General features: G+C 60.9%; 14 protein-coding genes. 8 read left to right on the top strand and 6 right to left on the bottom strand.

Going from position 1 to position 19,476, the window contains the following annotated elements:
* Positions 1 to 85 precede the first annotated feature (85 nt).
* Complete coding sequence (locus tag AB4Y44_RS30635; protein ID WP_368701686.1) at positions 86 to 1,201, top strand: FAD-dependent oxidoreductase; 1,116 nt, start codon at positions 86 to 88, stop codon at positions 1,199 to 1,201.
* 361 nt (positions 1,202 to 1,562) lie between these two features.
* Positions 1,563 to 2,675 (top strand): nicotinate phosphoribosyltransferase, encoded by a 1,113-nt coding sequence (locus tag AB4Y44_RS30630; RefSeq protein ID WP_368701685.1) that lies wholly within the window; start codon positions 1,563 to 1,565, stop codon positions 2,673 to 2,675.
* Between the two features lie 492 nt (positions 2,676 to 3,167).
* Here the strand turns inward: AB4Y44_RS30630 and AB4Y44_RS30625 are convergent, their stop codons facing one another.
* Complete coding sequence (locus AB4Y44_RS30625) at positions 3,168 to 3,458, bottom strand: hypothetical protein (protein ID WP_368701684.1); 291 nt, start codon at positions 3,456 to 3,458, stop codon at positions 3,168 to 3,170.
* A 475-nt stretch (positions 3,459 to 3,933) separates the two neighbouring features.
* Here AB4Y44_RS30625 and AB4Y44_RS30620 point away from each other — a divergent pair, with 475 nt between their 5' ends.
* Together AB4Y44_RS30620 and AB4Y44_RS30615 are read left to right on the top strand one after the other, a co-directional pair.
* Positions 3,934 to 4,338 (top strand): hypothetical protein, encoded by a 405-nt coding sequence (locus AB4Y44_RS30620; protein WP_368701683.1) that lies wholly within the window; start codon positions 3,934 to 3,936, stop codon positions 4,336 to 4,338.
* 1,578 nt (positions 4,339 to 5,916) lie between these two features.
* Complete coding sequence (locus tag AB4Y44_RS30615; protein WP_368701682.1) at positions 5,917 to 8,574, top strand: autotransporter outer membrane beta-barrel domain-containing protein; 2,658 nt, start codon at positions 5,917 to 5,919, stop codon at positions 8,572 to 8,574.
* A gap of 473 nt (positions 8,575 to 9,047) precedes the next feature.
* On the opposite strand, the gene AB4Y44_RS30610 is transcribed toward AB4Y44_RS30615, so the two are convergent.
* The 3 genes from AB4Y44_RS30610 to AB4Y44_RS30600 form a co-directional block, all read right to left on the bottom strand.
* Complete coding sequence (locus tag AB4Y44_RS30610) at positions 9,048 to 9,323, bottom strand: DUF2934 domain-containing protein (RefSeq protein ID WP_368701681.1); 276 nt, start codon at positions 9,321 to 9,323, stop codon at positions 9,048 to 9,050.
* Between the two features lie 529 nt (positions 9,324 to 9,852).
* Positions 9,853 to 10,134, bottom strand: coding sequence for an H-NS family nucleoid-associated regulatory protein (locus AB4Y44_RS30605; protein ID WP_368701680.1), 282 nt, complete (start codon positions 10,132 to 10,134; stop codon positions 9,853 to 9,855).
* Positions 10,135 to 10,181: 47 nt separating this feature from the next.
* Complete coding sequence (locus AB4Y44_RS30600; RefSeq protein ID WP_368701679.1) at positions 10,182 to 13,067, bottom strand: EAL domain-containing protein; 2,886 nt, start codon at positions 13,065 to 13,067, stop codon at positions 10,182 to 10,184.
* A gap of 392 nt (positions 13,068 to 13,459) precedes the next feature.
* On the opposite strand from AB4Y44_RS30600, the gene AB4Y44_RS30595 reads away from it, so the two are divergent.
* From AB4Y44_RS30595 to AB4Y44_RS30580, 4 genes are all read left to right on the top strand, one after another.
* Positions 13,460 to 14,686: a cyclic nucleotide-binding domain-containing protein gene (locus AB4Y44_RS30595; RefSeq protein WP_368701678.1), complete on the top strand. Its 1,227-nt coding sequence runs from the start codon at positions 13,460 to 13,462 to the stop codon at positions 14,684 to 14,686.
* A 14-nt stretch (positions 14,687 to 14,700) separates the two neighbouring features.
* Positions 14,701 to 15,504 (top strand): flagellar motor protein, encoded by an 804-nt coding sequence (locus tag AB4Y44_RS30590; protein ID WP_069261612.1) that lies wholly within the window; start codon positions 14,701 to 14,703, stop codon positions 15,502 to 15,504.
* Between the two features lie 6 nt (positions 15,505 to 15,510).
* The gene (locus AB4Y44_RS30585) at positions 15,511 to 15,999 is read left to right on the top strand and encodes a flagellar motor protein MotB (RefSeq protein WP_368701677.1); all 489 of its coding nucleotides are present in this window, start codon (positions 15,511 to 15,513) and stop codon (positions 15,997 to 15,999) included.
* A gap of 1,560 nt (positions 16,000 to 17,559) precedes the next feature.
* Positions 17,560 to 17,838, top strand: a complete 279-nt coding sequence (locus tag AB4Y44_RS30580) for a hypothetical protein (RefSeq protein WP_368701676.1) — start codon at positions 17,560 to 17,562, stop codon at positions 17,836 to 17,838.
* 514 nt (positions 17,839 to 18,352) lie between these two features.
* Here the strand turns inward: AB4Y44_RS30580 and flhD are convergent.
* Both flhD and AB4Y44_RS30570 read right to left on the bottom strand, forming a co-directional pair.
* Positions 18,353 to 18,676: a flagellar transcriptional regulator FlhD gene (flhD, locus tag AB4Y44_RS30575; RefSeq protein ID WP_368701675.1), complete on the bottom strand. Its 324-nt coding sequence runs from the start codon at positions 18,674 to 18,676 to the stop codon at positions 18,353 to 18,355.
* A 517-nt stretch (positions 18,677 to 19,193) separates the two neighbouring features.
* Positions 19,194 to 19,476: VIT1/CCC1 transporter family protein (locus tag AB4Y44_RS30570; protein WP_368701674.1), on the bottom strand; the 283-nt coding region annotated here is incomplete at its 5' end.

Genomic DNA, 19,476 nt, shown 5'->3' with positions numbered 1-19,476 from the left:
CCAGCGGTCAGGGCCGCCAAAGACCCTGCTTTTACTACGTTATTGCACGCGCGCCCGCGGCGGCGTGAGCGTGCGGAGATGAACCATGAATGACCCGACGCTTATCATCGGTGCTGGACCGGTCGGTCTCGCGGCCGCACTTTTTCTTGCTGACCAGGGCATGCGCACCCGCATCGTCGATGCCGCTCCGCAGGCTGCCACCGAATCGCGCGCTCAGGTCGTAAATCCCCGCGCACTCGAACTGCTGGAGTCCACGGGCGTCGCGCAGGCGATGGTCGCGCAAGGGCGTGCCATCCACCGCACGCGCTTTTACGAGGACTGGAAACCGATTGCGGAACTTGAGTTCGCTGGCGCGCATCCGCACTACGGAATGACAATCCTGTCGCAGGCCCGCAGCGAGGCATTGCTCGCGCAAGCCTTGCGCGAGCGCGGCGTCGTTCCCGAACGCGGGGTGCAATTCGATGCGCTGCGCCAGGAGGCCGATTACGTCGAGGCGACGCTCATCCAAGTCGGCGGACGGCGCGAGGTCATACGGTCGCCGCTGCTGCTTGGCGCCGACGGTGCGCACAGCCGCGTACGCGAGCAACTCGGGATCGCTTTCGAAGGCTCTGCCTTTCCGGAAGCATGGCCCCTAGCCGACACCGGTCTCGAGACGTCTCTTGACCTCGAGAGCGCGCACGTCTGCTTCCTGAAAGACGGCCTTGTCTTCCTCCTCGGCCTCGAGGGCAAGCTCTGGCGCGTATTTGGCAACGTGCCCGACATCCTGAACCACCTGCCACCCGGCACGACACACGTCGGGCCGACGGCATGGACATCCAGCTTCCACATCAGTCACCAGCTCGCGGCAATGGAGGTGGTGGGGCGGGTGGCGATAGAGGGTGATGCGGCTCATATCCATTCGCCCGTGGCCGCGCGGGGCATGAACTTGGGAATCGAGGATGCCTGGGTTTACGCACACTGCGCGGCCGACTTTCTGGCCGATCAGCCTGGTCGCCTTGGGGACTACGGGCGGCTGCGCCACGCTGTACATGAGAAGGTCGTAAGCCACATCAAGCTGCTGACGGAGCTCGCGCGCGGTCGGCCTGATCTCTTCGGCCTTCTGCGCGACCATCTGATACCGGGCCTCACGAAGTTTGGCCCGTCGGCCCACGCCATGGTGACGTTGCTGACCGGGCTTGATTCGGACGTGCGCCTGCACTGAGCAGCCGGGAAATCGAGAGTCCCGGGGTGCAGGCAGTTGGCGGCAAATCGGCGTGATTAGCGAAATGCTTGGCCAAGCTGTCAGCTTGCGACCCTGGCATCGTTACTGTCGGGGGTTACTTCCGGGGTTGATCGCCCTGCTTTCTGGGGACGCCGGCTTCGCGTGCGTATGGCGCTTTCCCAGTGTTTCCTCGTGCGACGTGCTCGACCTGCCCGGCGCATCTGTCTCAGCCGTAGGCCCCACGACAGCATCCCCTGGGACACCTGAGGCGTTGCTGTTTCCGGTCCCGCCGCTTGCCGCATCCGGACTTCGCTGAGCAAGCGCCACACCGCTTGAAACCACTACCGACAGCACAGCGGAAATGAAGATCGCAGTACCTGCTTTCATGATTGCGTCGCTTGCAAGTCTGCGTTTTACGGGCGACGTCGCGGCCATGCCGGAAGGCACGGTCTGCTTTCCCAATGAGCCGTTGCTTCAGGTTAGCGCTCCCTTGCGGGAGGCCCAGCTCGTGGAAAGCCGGCTGCTTAACCTGCTTCATTTCCAGACCCTCATCGCCAGCAAGGCTGCGCGCTGCGTGCAGGCAGCCGCAGGCAAGCCCGTGATCGATTTCGGTCTGCGACGCACACATGGCGCCGAAGCCGCGCTGCTTTCGGCACGCGCGAGCTATCTGGCGGGATTTACAGGTACCGCCACCGTGCCGGGAAACGTCCGCTTTGGCATCCCGCTGTTTGGCACCATGGCACATTCGTTCGTGCAGGCGCATGACGATGAACTGGAGGCGTTCGAGACATTCGCCCGCACCCAGACAGACAACACGCTGCTGATCGACACATATGACACCGAGGCTGCCGCAGGCAAGATCGTCGCACTTGCCCACCGGCTCAAGGCCGCAGGCGTAGAAATTCGAGGGGTGCGAATCGACAGTGGCAACCTTGGCGAACACGCACGGCTGGTGCGTGCGATTCTCGATGCAGGCGGGCTGGGGCAGACCCAGATCTTCGCGAGTGGAAACGTGGATGAATACCGGCTCGCAGCACTGCGCGCGGAAGGTGCCCCGATCGATGGCTATGGCGTCGGCACCCACGTGGGAACCTCGGCTGACGCGCCCTACCTGGACTGCGTCTACAAGCTACATGAATATGCCGGACGGGCACGTCGAAAACGCTCGGAACACAAGGCTACGTGGCCGGGCCGAAAACAGGTGTATCGGTACGCCGATGCCAGCCAACATATGCTCTATGACGTGCTCACGCTCGATATACAGGATGGCACCGCCCTGCTTGAGCCCGTTATCACAGCGGGGCGCCACGTGCAGCGACCGGTGTCGCTCGATCACAGCCGGGACTATTGCAGGCAGCAGATCGAATCACTACCCGCCGTGCTCAGAGCGCTGGACGATTCGCCATCCTATCCGGTTACCGTTTCACCGACACTGCGCGCGCTAACGAGTGACGTAGACACGTCAACGTCGTGAACGTAATGCCGTTCACGGCTGTCCGTCGCTGCATCCTGCCAGCGCCTTTTGCCAGGTTCCCACGGGCGCAAAATCTGCGCTCCCCCGGGTCCAGACATCCTCGTCACGCGCATTGTCCGCCTTGCCGCAGAACGGGTCGTGGCGGGATCCGGGAGTCCAGCACCCATGCCGGTCCGTCACGAAGGCCCCGAACCACGCACGTACTTGATGAAAAGTATGATCGCTGCGGGAGCGTGGACCGCACCGAAACCGGTCACGAATACGAGCCATCGCGGCGCCACTGTCCCGGGCGTCCGGGCGAGCACTGCACCGAACGCGCACCCGACCAGCAGGAGCGCGGCGTGAGCAATGGCACGCCGCACTGGTGTGGCCGTGAATCTGGGAATCCCGTAGTGCGCGTAACACACTGCAATCACTGCCAGCAATCCGGCGATGGACCACCATCCCACGGATACCACGGGTTCCGTAGCAGCCCAAAGCATCATCGTGACGTCATTCGGCATACGCGGCCATCACGATCCACAGATTACGACGGTCCTCGTGCACCTCTGCTGCCAGCGCGTACGCATCGTCCGGACCGCAGGATCTTTCAAGCGCATGCCGAGCCCGATCGGTGTCGGGAAATGGCTTGTCCGACAGGGCGCGGACTTCGTCGCGACCTTCAAACATCCTGAGATCTGTCCGATATATCAGCGGCTCCCGCTTCCACGCACGAAAGCATTCGCGCACGTGCCCGAAATCTCCGCCACAGACATTCACCTGGTAATGGTTTCGCGTTCCCATATTGCACCCCGCAAGATTCCCCTCGACGGCCGACGTCCGCCTCCCGAGGTCCCTGGCGGATAACACCGTCGTCGACGCAATGCGCCAACCATTGCAGTGCCAGACTGCAGCGGCCAAGGCCGACTGCGAAAAGCACCGACACCTGACAACCGCCGACGAAGCGACAGACGCAGAGCGGAGTTGCTGCCGCTGACAGTGCACTATCACACGCGCACGTGGCGTTCCCTTCTCGAGAACTGCGGATGCCATGGGTATGCGGGTTGCGAATCGTTCCACGTGATACGGAGCAGCACCAAGGCTTGCACCTTTCGAACCGGGGATGACGATGACGCGACTGCAACGATAATCCATCGAGACGCTGCGCGATGATGCGGCATGCACAGAGGAAGAGCTCGAGCATGCGCTAAAACGCACTCTCCCGAACTTCGATCCGACCCTGCTCCGCATCGGCCGCATCATCGGCGCCGGAATCTTCGTGCTGATCGGACACGCGGCCGCGGCGAACGCGGGACCGGCGATCGTCATCTCGTTCGCGATCGGGCTGCAACGACCCGTCGAGCTTGTCAGCTCCCTCGAAATCTGCGCACTCCTGTATATCCTCATGTCGTGGGTTTTGACGGGTATCGTCCCCTATGACCAGCTCAACGTCGCAGATCCCAATGCCGTAGGCGTTAACAGGATCGGCCTGAAGTGGCTTTCCACCCATAATCAAGCCCGGAGCGATGCCTGGACTGACTTCCGTTATCTTGGTGCTGTTGCTCAGCCAGTCTCGCATCTTCTACTCGATGGCCAGGGATGGCCTGTTGCCTCCCGCTGCCTCACCGATTCACGCGCGCTTTCGCACGCCGTGGGCCTCTACGAGGGGCCCCTGACTCCTTGATTGCGACCCCGATGCGCCGATGGCCTGTCCCTAGCGATATGGCGCCGCCGGATTCGGCAGCGGTGTTGCCCCTTCGGCGGGATTAGGCACAGCGCCGCGGCCGGTGCGCACCTCGGATTTCGGCATGCTTGCACCCGAGTTCGAGTCGGCGGCTGGCCCCAGGGTGGAGCGCACAGAATCGCGGCGCCCGCGCGGCACTTGATCTGCAGGTGGCCGTCGGCGCATGTCGTTCGAAGACTCGGCTGCGTCACTGTGACCGCCCGCCTTGTGCTGGTCTTTCCCTGCCTGCGGGCTCGTGTTGCTGGCCAGTGCCGCGGCGCTGACAAGCGTGGCGGCGAACATCATGTGGAGAAGCCTTTTCATCGTCACCGTTCTCCCTGATCGCGCGTTGCCACTAATACTCCGTGTGTCGCAAACCATATGCCCTCCTGGGGGATGAGCCTGGCCGCGAAGCGGCGGGGTCAGCATTCTCGCCGTCACTCGAGACATCGACGGGAGAACTTGCGATGGCAGGATCAGAAAGACGCGGCGAACATCGTGGGAGAACACCTTCCAGGGCGGCCGGGTCCGTCTTCCCGCGCGGTCTACTGTACCGTCGCTTCGAAACTTGTCGTCGCGGCGAGCAAGTTCGCCGCCGCAGCCTGGACCAACTCCGGCGCGACACTTGCCGAGGCAGTTCCACTCCAGTGCGGACCGCGCCGACCCGGTTCTGCTCGTCTGCGGCCGCAGCGCGGCCATCAGCGACGCCGACGAGTTGCATCCGTTTGGATTCGGGCGCGAAACCTCTTCCACGCAATGCTCGTCGCCCTGCAAATCTCCATCATTGGCGGAATCGGTGCCGTGGTGGCGTCTGGCAGCTATGGCGGCGGCCCAACCTGAATCTGCTCGAATATCTGGACGCGCGTTTCTCCCGATCCTCGCAATCCCATACCGGCTGAGCGTTTACTAACAGACAGCAACCATCGGTGCATTGATATTTCGGGCTGACGCCTAATGCCGAAACGAAATATTGAAGATTTGAAAAACTCGCCCTATAACATCTTTTGACATGAATAATAGGAACACCTTGCCGCTAATATACTTATGCACCTCGCATTTTGTCACGTTCATTTTGAGGTGATCGTGGATTATCAGTTGATGGCGGGCAAGAGACGTACTCGAGTATTCTGTCCCACAGAACAGATTTATTCACGTCTGTGACGTTGAGAGTCGCTCGCACGCGGGATACCACGTGTCCTTACCCGACCGGCAGCCCCTTCACCGTCTCCTAAAACTCACACCGAATCGCTATTTGTAAGGCATGGTGCACTGCCGACGACAAGTCGTTCATCACAGTCGCACAGAATGAACGCCAACGCCTGATTATATAGGTATCAAAATTTTTAGGATGAAAATCTAAATGGTGGTTGGCGGATTCGATTGAATTATCGAGAGAATCGGAGAGGCACCACCGTTCACAAACATTATCTCTATGGCGGTGATTTTTATGCCGGGCCAAATATCATTGGGAGGTGCCTGATGAGTGCCTGTCCGTACTGCTCCAAACACCGGGCATGGATCTTCGCAGCATTCGCTGGCGTGGCGAATCTCGAAGGCGGCATCGCGCTGGCGCAGGTCACCGCGGTGAACAATTACTGGTCCGGGGTAACGTCGTCCAGCTGGTTCGACCCAAGCAACTGGACCGATGCGAATAGCAATCATCTGGTGCCCGATTTCCATACCAACATTACCTATATCAACACGCTTGCGAACCATCCGACGGTTATCGACGCACTCGCTGCGACCTCGCGGATCGTTCGTATTGGCGACGGCGCGGCGACTGGAAGCAATGGTTCCTTGACTGTGGAAAACGGCGGGACGCTCACCACGCTCGTCAACAGCGGCGGCGGCTATGTCGCTGTGGGCTATGGCATCCCCAACCCTGCCACGGCCTCACTGACGGTTACCGGACCAGCCTCCCGCGCGTCTGTGGCGACGTTTCTTTACGTCGGGCTCGGCGATGGCGATCGCGGAACAGTCAATATCCTTAACGGTGGCCAGGCCACGATCGGGCAGTCGATCGACGTTGCCGGCGGCACCGGGAGCACGGGCACCGTCAACGTTTCCGGTGAAGGCTCGACGCTCAGAATCGGCGGCGATGCGTTCGTCGGCGATGCCGGTCACGGCGTCCTGAACATTTCCGACGGCGGACAGGTCGAGGCGGGCGGGCACGTCTATCTCGGCGCGGGGCCGCAGAGTGTCGGCACGCTGAACATCATGGACGCGGGCTCCATATTGACGGTGACGAATGCGCTCAACGTCGGGTATGCCTTTTTTGGTAGCGGCGCTCAGGGAACGCTGACCATCGCGAATGGGGCGAGCGTCACGGCGGGGTCCGTCGCAATTGCGCAGACGGTCGGTTCCACCGGCACGCTAAACATCGGCGCGCCTGCCGGCGCCGCGGCGGTCGCGCCAGGCGCACTGAACAGCCGCAATGTCACATTCGGTGACGGCGACGGCAGGCTCTTGTTCAACCACACGGACAACAGCGGCAACTACCGGTTTCCTGCCGCCATCTCCGGCACGGGCACCGTCGATGTCCTGAGTGGCGAGACAGTCATGACCGGTGCCAGTACGTATGCTGGTTCAACGACCATCTCCGGCGGGACGCTGGCCGCAGGTGCGGTCGACGCGTTCAGCCGGAACTCAGACTATGCCGTAACGTCCGGCGGGACGATGGACCTGCGCGGCTTCGACCAGCGCGTGGCGACGCTGGTCAATGCAGGTCTCGTGCGCCTGGCGGGAGACCCGGGAACCATGCTCACCACGACACAGTACATCGGACAGAATGGGACGCTCGCACTCGATACCGTGCTTGGCGGCGACGGCTCACCGTCTGACAGGCTGATTATTGATCGAGGCGCTGCCAGCGGCACCTCGAAGCTCGCCATCAACAACGCCGGAGGCACCGGAGCGCTTACGCAAGCCGACGGCATACCGGTCGTCGTGGCAACCGACGGCGGCAGCACGCAGGCAAACGCTTTTGAACTTGCAGGTGAGGCGCGCGGAGGGGCTTACGACTACCGCCTTCATCGAGGCGGCCTGGCTGGGGGCGCGCCGGACGACTGGTTCCTGCGCTCGACGTTCGTCGTTGGACCCGAGGAGCCGTCCGAGGGCGCCGTTGAGCCGCCGTGGGAGGAAGAAAATGTGCTGCCGGAGACCCCGCTGCCGCCCGCACTGCCCGACGGGGAATACCCCGTCATCGGCCCGGAGGTGGCGACGTATTCGGTAGTGCAACCGCTCGCGCGGCAACTGGGCGTCACGATGCTCGGCACGATGCACGAACGTATTGGCGACACACTCTCCGATGGGGCGGCCGGCACGAACGCCACCGGCGTCGCCCGGTCGGCGTGGGCGCGCGTGTTCGGCCAGCAGGTTGACAACCGCTACCAGACTTTTACCGATGCGCGCGCGAACGGCTCAGTGATTGGCGTGCAGGCTGGGCTCGATCTCTGGCGTGGGAGCCTGATCCCCGGCCATCACGATGCCAGCGGCGTCTATTTCGCCTACGGTAACGGCAATGTCGACGTAGATGGACTCGTCACCAATACCGACGCCACAGCATACGCCTTGAGTCGCACCGGCAAGGTGAACCTGAACGCCTATTCCGGCGGCGCATACTGGACGCATTACGGGCCGGGCGGCTGGTATGTCGACGCGGTGCTGCAAGGCACATACTACGACGGTGACGCAACGACCCAGTATGCGCGTCTGCCTGTCTCCGGCTCCGGGATCGTCACGTCGCTCGAAGCGGGCTATCCGTTTCACCTTCCGCTCGGACCGAACTTCGTGCTGGAACCCCAGCTACAGATCATCTGGCAGCACGTCGGACTTGACGATGCCGATGATGGACTCGGTCCGGTTGATCCTGGATCGACGTCGGGCGTAACGGGCAGGCTCGGGGTGCGCGGTCAGTGGACCATCGAGCGCGCCAACGGACAGGTTTGGCAGCCCTATCTGCGCGCCAATATCTGGCGCGACTGGGGCGCCCACGCGACGACAGTTTACGCTGGCGCCGACCAGGTCCCACTCGCACACCAGGTCACACGCATGGACGTCGCGGCTGGCGTGAGCGCGAAGCTCGATACCCGCTGGAGCCTGTATGGACAGTTCGGCTACCAGTTCTCGATCAACTCATCGTCAACCGGCAGCCAGAAGGGTGTGTGGGGTGACGTCGCTTGTCGCTACGCATGGTGAGGAGTGGACCTGATTTGTCCTGGCATCGGAAGTCCACGATAGCGGTTCTCATCTCCACGACGGCAACAACGGCAGCATCACGATTCCCGGGGCCCTTACGACGTCAGCGAAGTGTCCAATGAACGTCCCTGTTCTGGAAAGGACTGCGGGAACAGCGCCAGTCCGCTCCGCATCCCGGGCAGTGGTAGTACTGGAGACGTACGCTGCCGAGATACGCTGTTTCGCCGACATCGCGCAGAGGGTGTGTCACATCGAAATCGGGGTGACTCAGCAGAAGACTGCAGGACGCGCAAAGACGTGATGGATCGCTAACCATTGCATATATATGGACGCCTTCCGTTTGCGAAAGGTTTACAAGTGTTCTAACAAAACGCGAAGAGCAAAATCCCCCATTGGAACCAACGGGCAATGCATGTACGGCGTCGCGGATCTGACCGATATCAATTGTTGGAAATCGGGACGTCAACATAACGTCACCGGTCTGGTTGCTTGGGCGGGACGACTCCGGCACGCACCTGTGTCTCTGCTTCATACCAGTAATCGTCAGCGCGGTTTTCAGGTGATCCAGCAGCTTGCCAAAGCTGGTAGGCCCGCACGCGGATGCGCTCAGTCATTTCTTCGTCGGCGGACGGCCCTATGCTGTCGCCTGCATGCGGATCCGGACCAGGCTTGCCCGGCCATCCTGCATCTCCGCCATTTTCTGGATCTGCCGCCCGCGCCGTCGGGGGCTGCCCGCTTTTATTGCCCATCGTCGCCTCCGCCAGTCGGTACGCCGTTCTCTACGAAAGCTTATCCCTTTCGGTTGCATCATGTCCGTCCAGATGTCGTCCAATACGGACAATCGCCGCCCACCGCGTTCCGGGGCGCCAAGTCGCCTCGCCTGTCAACTGCCGGCGAATATGCGCGCCGCAATACGAATGGTGACAGGCAGCGCCTCGCGGTACATGCGCTCCGCGACGCTGTCCAAGGTGATGCCCCGTTGCACAATGAGGCGGCGGCCGACACGTTCCCGATCTCGCCCGTGAACCATGCAACCGCCAGGCGCACCGATCAATGCATCCTCGTCCAACCACGGATGACCGGCGTGCAAGGCCTGGAATGCGGCGCAAAGGCAAGCGCCGGCCATGACAAACGCGGTCCCGCAATTCAGGCGGGAAGGTTACCGGTTCTATCTGAGCGTGAATCCAGACTTCCTTCGATGGGATGCGCTGTATTCTCCGCCCTCCAGCCGTCAACGGAAGAGTTAGTTAGCGGCATGCCGTTTTCCGAGTTTTTCGGTCAGCGCTCGATTAGAAACTGCTCTCGGGCTTGCCCCTTGATCCACGAGGGCTCGCGTCCCAAACCGCTCCACGTAGCTCCGGAAACAGGATCTCGATACTTCGCAGGCTTCGAACCGCCTTTATCGTTCATCTGCCCGAACACCTGGGCGGGTGTCAGCGCATATTCGCTAACTAACGCGCGGACCCTTACAAGTGCCGCTGCGACCTCACTTTCCCTCGCGGCGTCGATCTCCCGTTGTAGAGCCTCAAGTTGCTTCAGCAATTCACGGTAGGTTGTCACTTGTTTCCCCGTTTGTTGACATGATGTTCAAGCCGTACGCTTCGCCGTCACCCGGCAACCCTCGGCGCCAAGTGATCAGGAAGCGACGCAACGGAAGACTTCGGCAGCGGCCTGCTGTACAGAAACCCCTGGGCGATCTCGCATCCATGCGCCACAAGAAATGCCGCCTGCTCCGACGTCTCGACGCCCTCAGCAACGACCCGTTGACCAAGGCACCGTGCAATCCACAGAATCGCCTTTACAAGCTCGGCATGACGGCGGTCGTCAGTGACTTTCTGAACGAACGTCCGGTCGATCTTTAGCGTATCAATCGGAAAGCGCGTCAGATAGCTGAGCGCTGAATAGCCCGTGCCGAAGTCATCGATGGCAATCGATATCCCCATCGCCTCGAATGACAGAAGCGCGTTCAGCACCGAATCATTTTCCTCCAGCAACAGGCTCTCGGTAATTTCAAACTCCAGCCACTCAGGTCGGCACCCAGTCTCGGCGAGAATCTCTTTCACCACCATTGCCATATCCAGCGACTGGAACTGTCGCGCCGAGAGGTTGACCGCGACCCTCCGGCAGGTGCCACCCAGTGTGTTCCACGCGGCGGCCGCACGGGACGCCTCACGAAGCACCCATCGCCCGAGATCGACTATCAGGCCGGTTTCCTCCGCAAGCGGCACAAACCGGTCCGGACGAATGAACCCCTCGCCAGCGCGATTCCACCGGAGAAGGGCTTCCCAGCCGATTACCTTCGCCCCGTGAAGAAGAACCTGTGGCTGATAGTACAGTTCGAGCTCGCCCTGATCGACCGCTCGCCGCAGTTCCGACTCAAGCGATAAACGCGCTGTCGCTTCGATCGTCAGGGCTTTCGTGTAGAACCGAAAACCGCGGCGCCCTGAGCGCTTCACAAGATACATCGCCGAGTCTGCGTATTTCAGCAGGTCGGCGGCATCCATGCTGTCAACCGGATGCAGTGCGATTCCGATGCTGCAGGAGATGAACACCTGTTTGCCATCAAGCATGAACGGCTCGTCGAGCCGACTGATGATCATCGCGCAGATCTGCTCCAGGACGCTGTGACCAGAAACCTCAGGCATCAGGACAGCAAATTCGTCGCCACCAAAGCGCGCCACGGTGTCACCGGGACGCATGCAGGCACGCAGCCGCTGTGCTGCCTCACGAAGCAGTTCATCGCCAACCGCGTGGCCCATGGTGTCGTTGACGCCCTTGAAGCGGTCCATGTCAATCATCATGACAGCCGTAAAGCGTCCAGGCGAACTGACCGAGAGTGCCTGGCGCAAATGTTCGTTGAACAGGACGCGGTTCGGCAGCATCGTCAATGGATCGAAATATGCCATCCGATGGATCTTTGCTCTGGACGCGTGGAGTTCCGAGATGTCTCGCCCCACGGCAAGGACGGTTTCGACTGTGCCATTCGGCCCCAACTCGGGCGTCAACCTGATCAGGTGACACAGTTGTCTGCCATCGCTGGCTGGCCAGGTCAGCTCGAATTCCCTGTTGCTCGCCGTCGCGAATACCTCCCCGATCTGTTTTTCGTAGAGAACGGTCCCCGAACCGCCCGGGAACTCGCTCGGCGCCTTGCCAAGCAAGGCATCCGCGCCACCGACGGAGAGCGACGCGAAAACCGGATTTACATAGATCCGCCGGAAGTCCCTGCCGTAGCGCGCCACCGTATCCGGGGAGTTTTCTACGAGCGTTCTGAACTCGTGCTCCCGACGAGCCAGCCTTTCCTCGAATCGACGCCGCTCGGTGATGTCGCGCGCGACGCCGAGCACACCCGCCATCATCCCGTCAGCATCAAAAACCGGCAACAGCCTGGTCTCCATCAAGGTCTGTTCGCGCGTACAGGGGGCGACCACCCACTCGTCCCTGACGCAAACCTGTCTGGCCTCGATTGCGGCCTTGTCGCGTTGCCGGAAAAAGTCAGCCAGCTCGGCATTGAAGATATCCCGATCGGTTTTGCCGATGACTTCAGCTTTCGACTTGCCGGCGAACTGCTCAAAGCTGTGATTGCATAGCAGGAAGATGCCGTCGGTTCCTTTGAGCCAGACGATGTCCGGGATCGTATCCAGCACGCTCATCAACTGTGCCCGTGCGTACGACAACTCCAGTGCCCGCTCTTCGAGACTCCTGTTCAGTTGCAGGGTCTGCCTGAACTGTTCCCGCTGCCCGGCCTCCGCCCGCTTGCGCTCGGTGACATCCAGGATCGCACCGATTAGGCCGGCCTGACGACCCTGATCGTCATGGAAGACCGCCTTGCTGAACTCCACCTCGCGCACGCCTTTCTGCGCGCTCCTTACCTTGAACTCGTAGTGCTGGACTCCGCCTTTCCCGAACAGCGCTTCATCCATTTCGAAATAGGTCTGTGCCAGCTCATGCGGACTCGTCTCGAAGACGGTCTTGCCGACAAAGTGCTCCCTGGGAACGCCCAGAAACTCCTGAAAGGCGCGATTGAGATGCAGGTACCGCCCCGCCCTGTCTTTTGAAAAAACCGGAACGGGGACGGTATCGAGCAGCGACTCAAGGAACGACTCGCGCTCGCGCAGCTTCGCCTCAGCGCGCTTGCATGCGGTAACGTCGAAATAGAATGCAAGCACCCCTCCTGCGTCGTCCAGAGCCGGGGCGCTGACGAACTGCACGAGATAGTGCTCACGTTGCGCTTCTGGCAACCGATCGAATGTGACTTCGAGCTCGCGGGCGACACCCGTGGTCGCGACTTCGGAAATCGCATCGAGGTATTGCTGCAGGGCTTGCGGCAGGAGCAGTCTGGCCTCGAGCTCCGGCACGCAGCCGCAATCTGATGCAGCCCTCATCATCATCCGCGCTGCATGATTCATGAAGCGGCATTGACCTCGCGCGTCGTATCGGACAACGGGCATGGGCAGGTCACAAACCGGTATGCAGTACTTGCCTTCAGCATCCATTCCAGGTCTTTTCATACTGTCGATTGACTGTTTTATTGTTCAACGCCATCACGCTCCGTTACCCGGCCCGAAAACACCTGGCAACATGAACAATACGCGATACGCCCTGCCATCTGCCCGCAGGGTACCAGAATCCTTAAGTGCATCGAGAGGTCGCTTTCCGGGCCTTTTCCCTGGCACTCGCAAGGGTTTGCGTCTGCATCACAAAAAAAACGACCCGGCATCGGCGTTATGCTGGGGCTTTCGGCCCGCTTTCCACGTTGCTGGTTATGCAAGGTGATTCAAGAATGTCTCGGAAAACGCCGTAAACGCGGCATACGGCAACCATTTCGCAGACGCAAGAAGTAGTCTGACTAATGCGTGCGATAAAAAACGTTTTCCGGCGATACAACTTGAATCGCAACAGTCAAACATGGTCGCGTACGGCGGCGCCGGGCGAGGTCATTTATTCGGAAGGCTTTGCAGGCGAACGGTTGATCTTCGTGATCGCCGACGGCAAGGTCGAAATCTCCACCCGTTGCGACGACAAGAAAGTCGTGATGGCCACGCTGGGACGCGGCGAATTTTTCGGCGAGACGGCGCTGCTCGGTGCGGAACCACGGCCGAACACGGCGAAAGCGCTTAGCTTTTGCCAGCTGACCGTCGTGCCGGCGAACCTCATCGAAGAGGAACTCGAACGCGTCACCCCGATGCTGCGCCATGTGGTGCGCACGCTCACGCGGCGCGTCAAGGCGAAGGACGATCTGCTCGCCACCTACACCCATGCGGACTTCATGCCGGGCGCACTGTCGTACGCGCATGTGCTCGCGTTGATCGCAGGGGCGAGCGATCGCGCCGAAGGCGGCGATACCTGGTCGCGACAGGGCGCGAGTGGTGCCGAAGTGAGCGTGCCGCTCGCCGACGTCGTGCAGAAATGCCGTGCCGTGGCCGGCCATTCTCGTCCGCATGTGATGGCCATGCTCCGGCGCATGGAGAAGCTCAATCTCGTCGCGATGCAAAGCGGGCAGGCCACGCATCTCGCCAACAATGCGGCAGCGGCAGAAGGCGCGTTGGGCCGCCAGGTGGTGACGTTCGACCCCGTACGCATCGTGGAGCGCGCGACGCAGGTCGCAGACAGCGATCTCGATGTGTCGATCAACAGCGAACTCGAACTGATCGAGCTGGGCGATCTCGAAGCGCTGATCGGCGTGGAGCGCAAGGTCATTCTCAACAAGCTCTCGCACGCCGAAATCGCCGATGAGGTCTTCGCGTTCCGCAAGTCGAAGGTGCTGAACTTCGTCGAGCAAAAGGGCGTGGCGTATTTCTCGAAGCGCACGGGCCGAGGCTCGGGCGAACTCAAGTCGCTCGACGATCTGTTGTTCGTCGATCAACGCACGCTGTTCGAAGCCGTGAGCGCACTCGATACCTACGATCTCGCGAAACTGCTCGCCTCGATCGAAGATCAGGCCGTATCCGAGCGCCTGCTCTCGGTAATGGCGGACGCACGCAAGAATGAAGTGTCGTGGGTCATGCGCCGCGACATCAAGATCGATCCCGTGGAAGTCGAAGATATCGAGCAGCGCCTGCTTGAAGCGGTGCGTGCACTCAAGTCGCCTGGCGGACGCCAGGCAGATCGCTGAGTTGGGAGACACGCATGGATCTGCTTACCCTGATCGGTATCGCCATTGGCGCGCTCGCTGTGGTCGCGGGCTTCTCGCTCGAAGGCGGCCATTTCGTCACGCTGCTCCAGCCCGAGGCGCTGGCCATCGTGCTGGGCGGCACGCTCGGCGCCGTGATGATCCAGAACACGTGGGCGCGCTTCTTCGACGCCATCAAGCATTTGCGCATGGCGTTCGTGAAAGCGCCGCGCGTCGATGAAGCGAGCCTCGCCGCCGTGCTGGAGTGGGGCGATCAGGCCAAGCTCAACGGACTGCTCGCATTCGAGTCGATGGACCTGCAGGGCATTCATCCGTACGCGCGGCGCGGGCTCGAACTGCTTGCGAGCGGCGTTTCGACCGCCGTGCTCGAAGATGCGCTCCAGCGCGAACTCGAAGCCTCCGGGCGCAAGCACATGGCGGCGGCGCGCGTGTGGCAGCAGGCGGGCGGCTATGCGCCCACGTTTGGCATTCTCGGCTCGGTGCTCGGCCTCATTCAGGTCACGGGGCATCTGATCGAGCCTGCCGAACTCGGGCCCGGCATTGCCGTGGCCTTCATCGCCACGCTGTACGGACTTGCTTTCGCGAACCTCGTTTTTCTGCCGCTGTATGGCAAGATACGCGCGCATATCGAAAGCGAACTGCGCTTGCGCAAGCTCTATCTCGACGGCCTGCTCGCCATTTCGCGCAAGGAGTCGCCGCACACGATCGCCACGCGTCTCGCTGGCGAGGTGGGCGGCAAGAGCGGCGGTTTGCAGGGCGAAGCGAACGTATGGGCGCTGGACACCACGCACGCGAGCTGACCGCCCATGCTTTCCGATAAAGACCTGCCGCTCACGGCACAGTTCGATCACGACGAGGACGAGGGCGGCGAATCGAGTTCCGGCCGCTGGCTCATTTCCTACGCGGACCTGATCACGACGCTGATGGTGCTGTTCCTCGCGCTCTACGCGATGCAGCTGGCGAAGCATAAGGAATCCGAAATACGATCGGCAGCGCAATCGACGAGCACGGCGGCAGCGGCCGTGAAAATGCCCGCCGTCGATCAGGCATTGCTCGCCGCGCTCGAAACGCTGCGCCAGCGCGGCGAAATCACGATCGTGCCGGCGGCGCGCGGCGTGGAGATCGGCATCAACGCGAAGATCCTGTTCAACGCGGGCGATGCCACGCTGCTGCCCGAATCGCTTGGCGTGCTGGGCCGTATCGCCGAGGTGTTGCGCGCGGCGCCGGCGGGCAACATCCTCGTGGAAGGGCACACCGACAGCACGCCGATCTCGAACGCGAAATTCGGCGGGTGACGTTGATCGTGCAGCCTTACGACGTAGGATGTGCACTTGTCACAACGAGGGTCGATTCAAAACGCGCGAACCTGAACTGCTTGTCGTGCTAGCCGGAGGGACTCGTTGCCGTCCAGCCGCCGGCGCGCCACGATGTGAGCCTCGGCCTGTAGTCGAAGCTCATGGCGAACATGGGCGAAGGCTGCCAATTGGACAATGGTCGTATAGACAACGCCAACTCTACCTGCTAGCTTTCCTGCTTGGTGCGCGGCAGCCCGCGCGCCAAGCCCCCGGGGGCTAACGCAACGGCTCCCGGATCTCATGCCCGCCGCATCCCCCAGATGTGACGGGCTTTTTTTATGATCTGCCGACGTTGTGTCGATGGCTTTATACAATTGCGCTCCCCATCGCCGTTTATGCGCAGCTTGAGTCATTCAGTCGGTAAGAAAGGATACGCGGTACACCAAAGCTGTACGGCGGGTCGCAAGCTCGCCGAACTGTGCCGGGAGCCTTGTCGTACCTATGTCCCACCATGCGGGAAGCCAACGCCGCCGCGGCGATATTCATCGACTGGCCAAATTCACCGCGGGCGCGCTCGATCCCTGCCGGTGTTGCGCGATGGTCGGGGTAGTCGCCACGGCATTTGTCCCGGGCACCCATCGCGCGGCTGCCGCGCCACGTGATTTCGACTCGTGCGTCATCATGACTGAAACCAGAGGCTGACTTCAGTGTTCGTCGCGCACAGGATCTTAGGAAACTGGAGGAATTCGGTAAGCGCCCGATCGGCGCGGGAACGCCGATCGGGTGTCCGCCGACGACTGCTGCTGCCGGCCGGCACCGCGAGAGCCTTAAGGTTTTGGCGCGGTCCGAGTGTGCCCTGCGCCAGACCAAAATCTGTGCCGTCTCAAACCGGAGCATTGGCGAAAGAAGCTGTGTTGCGGTTCACCTACGAGCTTAAGCGCCCGCTCTGGGTCGAACGGGTGTAAATTTTCCAAATGCGAGTGAATCACCGGGAAGAAGTCAATGGACGTGTGTTTTCGGATCTTTGATCCTGTAGTAGTCACTGGGGAGGAATATCTGACTTTCAGCATAGGGGACGGGACTAAAGTGCTTCCTGCGACCATATCGTGCATGGCACTCGCTGCTCTCGACAGGCCGTTCTGCGGATCGTTTGTCGAGGCCTTCAATGCGCATGAGGATACGATCCGCCAGGTGGCGATGCGCATGCTAGCCAGAAATCCAGCGCTTGCGGTTGTCCACCTGAACGGCGGCCATTTTATCGAGTCATCTCGTTGACCGACGGGTTCGCTTCTATCGGAGGAGGACCTTGTCTCGGAAAAACGAAAAACATCATCGTGACGACGCGTCGCGTGCGCAGATCAGCCCGCCCCTCATTGCCCTGGTCCCTGGTGCGCGCGATGGCTGGCCGCTGGCCGAGGCCATGCGCGATCGGCCATACAGGTGGTGCAGCGCCTGGACCTGCGTTTCAGCGCGGTTCCGCCCGGTCCATGGTTGGACCCGCCCCACACAGCCGCGGTCGTGCCCATTCCTTCGAACGTCGCCCACGAACTGGAGGGGCTCATGGTGGCCGGGGTGAGCGCCAGGCTGAAGTGGGACGGACATTACCGCGATTGCCTGGAACTGCTGAGAACGAAGCTCGCGACGGCCATTGCCAACGCACGGGCCTACGAGTCAGAGAAAAAGCGGGCGGAGGCTCTCGCTCAGCTCGATCGCGCGAAAACCGCTTTCTTTTCGAACGTCAGTCATAAATTCCGTACGCCGCTCACGCTCATGCTCCGGCCACTCGGGAACCTGCTGGCCCAGAGGAACACTAGCCTTCCCGAGGCAATAAAGGGGTAATCGGACGATTACCCCTTAACCGCCCCGAAGCGCTGGCCGCCGCTGACCGGTGCGGGGCGCTGTCGTTCCCGTACGCCGGGCACTGACGCAGCGACTCGGCGAAGCGCTGTAACGCCGATACCGAACCACATACGCTCTGGTATTCCTCACGGCCAATCCGGCCATCGAGGATAACGGTCAATCCCGACGCACGGGCCAGGTCGATGATGTCCATTTCGTTTGCTCCATTTCGTGTTCCACACCTGCAATACCGCGAACAAACGCCGTTTATTTCGCGACTCGACAAAATCCGCACGTATGCCGGCTCGAAGCTGGCTCGTATGCGTGTGCAATCATCTTCCCTCCGCAGTTCGAGCAGTTCAAAAAAACCAAGCACGTTCGTTTCGATGTACCGGATTAGGGTCCATGCGCCCGTGAAAGTCAGCATCCGGATCGCCAACTGAAACTGAGCGGACTCGCCAAGAAGACTTTTGCAGGCCATGTCTCACTCCATAAAATCGTCGTAGCAAGCGCTTTACAGGGCGTGGACAGGCTGATGGACGAGCAACATCGACACCTGTTTGCCGCGCACCTCGTCATGCGAGATGTTGTGAGACAGCACCGATAATAGGGTGTGATCGTCGAACCGGAACTGACACAGAATCTGATTCGAGCTCGCCAGTTTCAAAAGTTGTGAAACGGTAAGCGACGCAAATAATTCGACCATTTCCGTGCTCATGCCGAGACGCAACATCGCTTCGGACGTGCTCGACAGCGACATTCTCTGCGCCAAAACGAGATAGGACAGGTTGATCTCCTGTATGTCATTTCGCAAGACATCGTCACGCAAAGCATCCACATCGGCACCTTAAATCAACGCTTGAATACGAGATTTTATTTAGATGTCCGAACCAGAATATTGATCGATCTCACTTTTTTTGCGTCGAGCGCCCTCGTCCCTGACAGCGTAGGTCCATAGATAGGCACTTTTCCGGGTTTTTACCGAGCGGCTGACCGGTCGCGTCAGCGAATGCCGGTTTTGAGCACGAACGACTTCGATGCGGCCTACCCCTGACGGATGGTCCGGCAAAGGTGCAGTTCGTAAGGTCAAACTGTGTCATAAACTGCGAAACTGCCGGTGTCGAGCCGTGCCTTCCTGAGCTGACCATCGACGCTCAAGACGCCCCGGCCAGCCTGCGGCAAACGACCGCGCACTCCGGCGCCCAGCGCATCAAGGGTTATTCGGAACACGAGATCGCCCCGCCACGTGAATTGATCCCCCTCGCCTAACGGCCTCAACCAGAGCTTCACCGATCATTTCGTCGGCGACCAGCAATGATCGCGAGGCACCGCGTACTCTTTCGTCCCCCTGCTCATCACGAGACTGACACACCCAACAGACGCCCAATGCCGAATGTGAACGCAGCAGCGACAAGCCCAATGACGACCTGGCGAATCGCGGAAAAACTGGCACTGCGTCCGTTGAAAAGTGATGTGAATACTCCGATGGCCGCCAATGCAAAAATACTCATGCCTATGCATTGCACGATCGCCGGGGTGCCGGACGTCCACAGGAACGGCATCGCCGGGAAGATCGCGCCGACCGCAAACAGGAGAAACGAAAATCCCGCTGCAGTCCACGGATTGCCACCGAGTTCC

The organism is Paraburkholderia sp. BR10937 (assembly GCF_040965695.1).
Classification (GTDB): domain Bacteria; phylum Pseudomonadota; class Gammaproteobacteria; order Burkholderiales; family Burkholderiaceae; genus Paraburkholderia.
This window is presented reverse-complemented; position numbering and strand designations above follow the sequence as displayed.

Bases quoted from the DNA above. Each gene is read 5' to 3' on its own strand.
- AB4Y44_RS30635 (WP_368701686.1), top strand. From the start codon at position 86: ATGAATGACCCGACGCTTATCATCGGTGCTGGACCGGTCGGTCTCGCG.
- AB4Y44_RS30630 (WP_368701685.1), top strand. From the start codon at position 1,563: ATGAAGATCGCAGTACCTGCTTTCATGATTGCGTCGCTTGCAAGTCTG.
- AB4Y44_RS30625 (WP_368701684.1), bottom strand. From the start codon at position 3,458: ATGGGAACGCGAAACCATTACCAGGTGAATGTCTGTGGCGGAGATTTC.
- AB4Y44_RS30610 (WP_368701681.1), bottom strand. From the start codon at position 9,323: ATGGGCAATAAAAGCGGGCAGCCCCCGACGGCGCGGGCGGCAGATCCA.
- AB4Y44_RS30600 (WP_368701679.1), bottom strand. From the start codon at position 13,067: ATGGATGCTGAAGGCAAGTACTGCATACCGGTTTGTGACCTGCCCATG.
- AB4Y44_RS30590 (WP_069261612.1), top strand. From the start codon at position 14,701: ATGGATCTGCTTACCCTGATCGGTATCGCCATTGGCGCGCTCGCTGTG.
- AB4Y44_RS30585 (WP_368701677.1), top strand. From the start codon at position 15,511: ATGCTTTCCGATAAAGACCTGCCGCTCACGGCACAGTTCGATCACGAC.
- AB4Y44_RS30580 (WP_368701676.1), top strand. From the start codon at position 17,560: ATGGTGGCCGGGGTGAGCGCCAGGCTGAAGTGGGACGGACATTACCGC.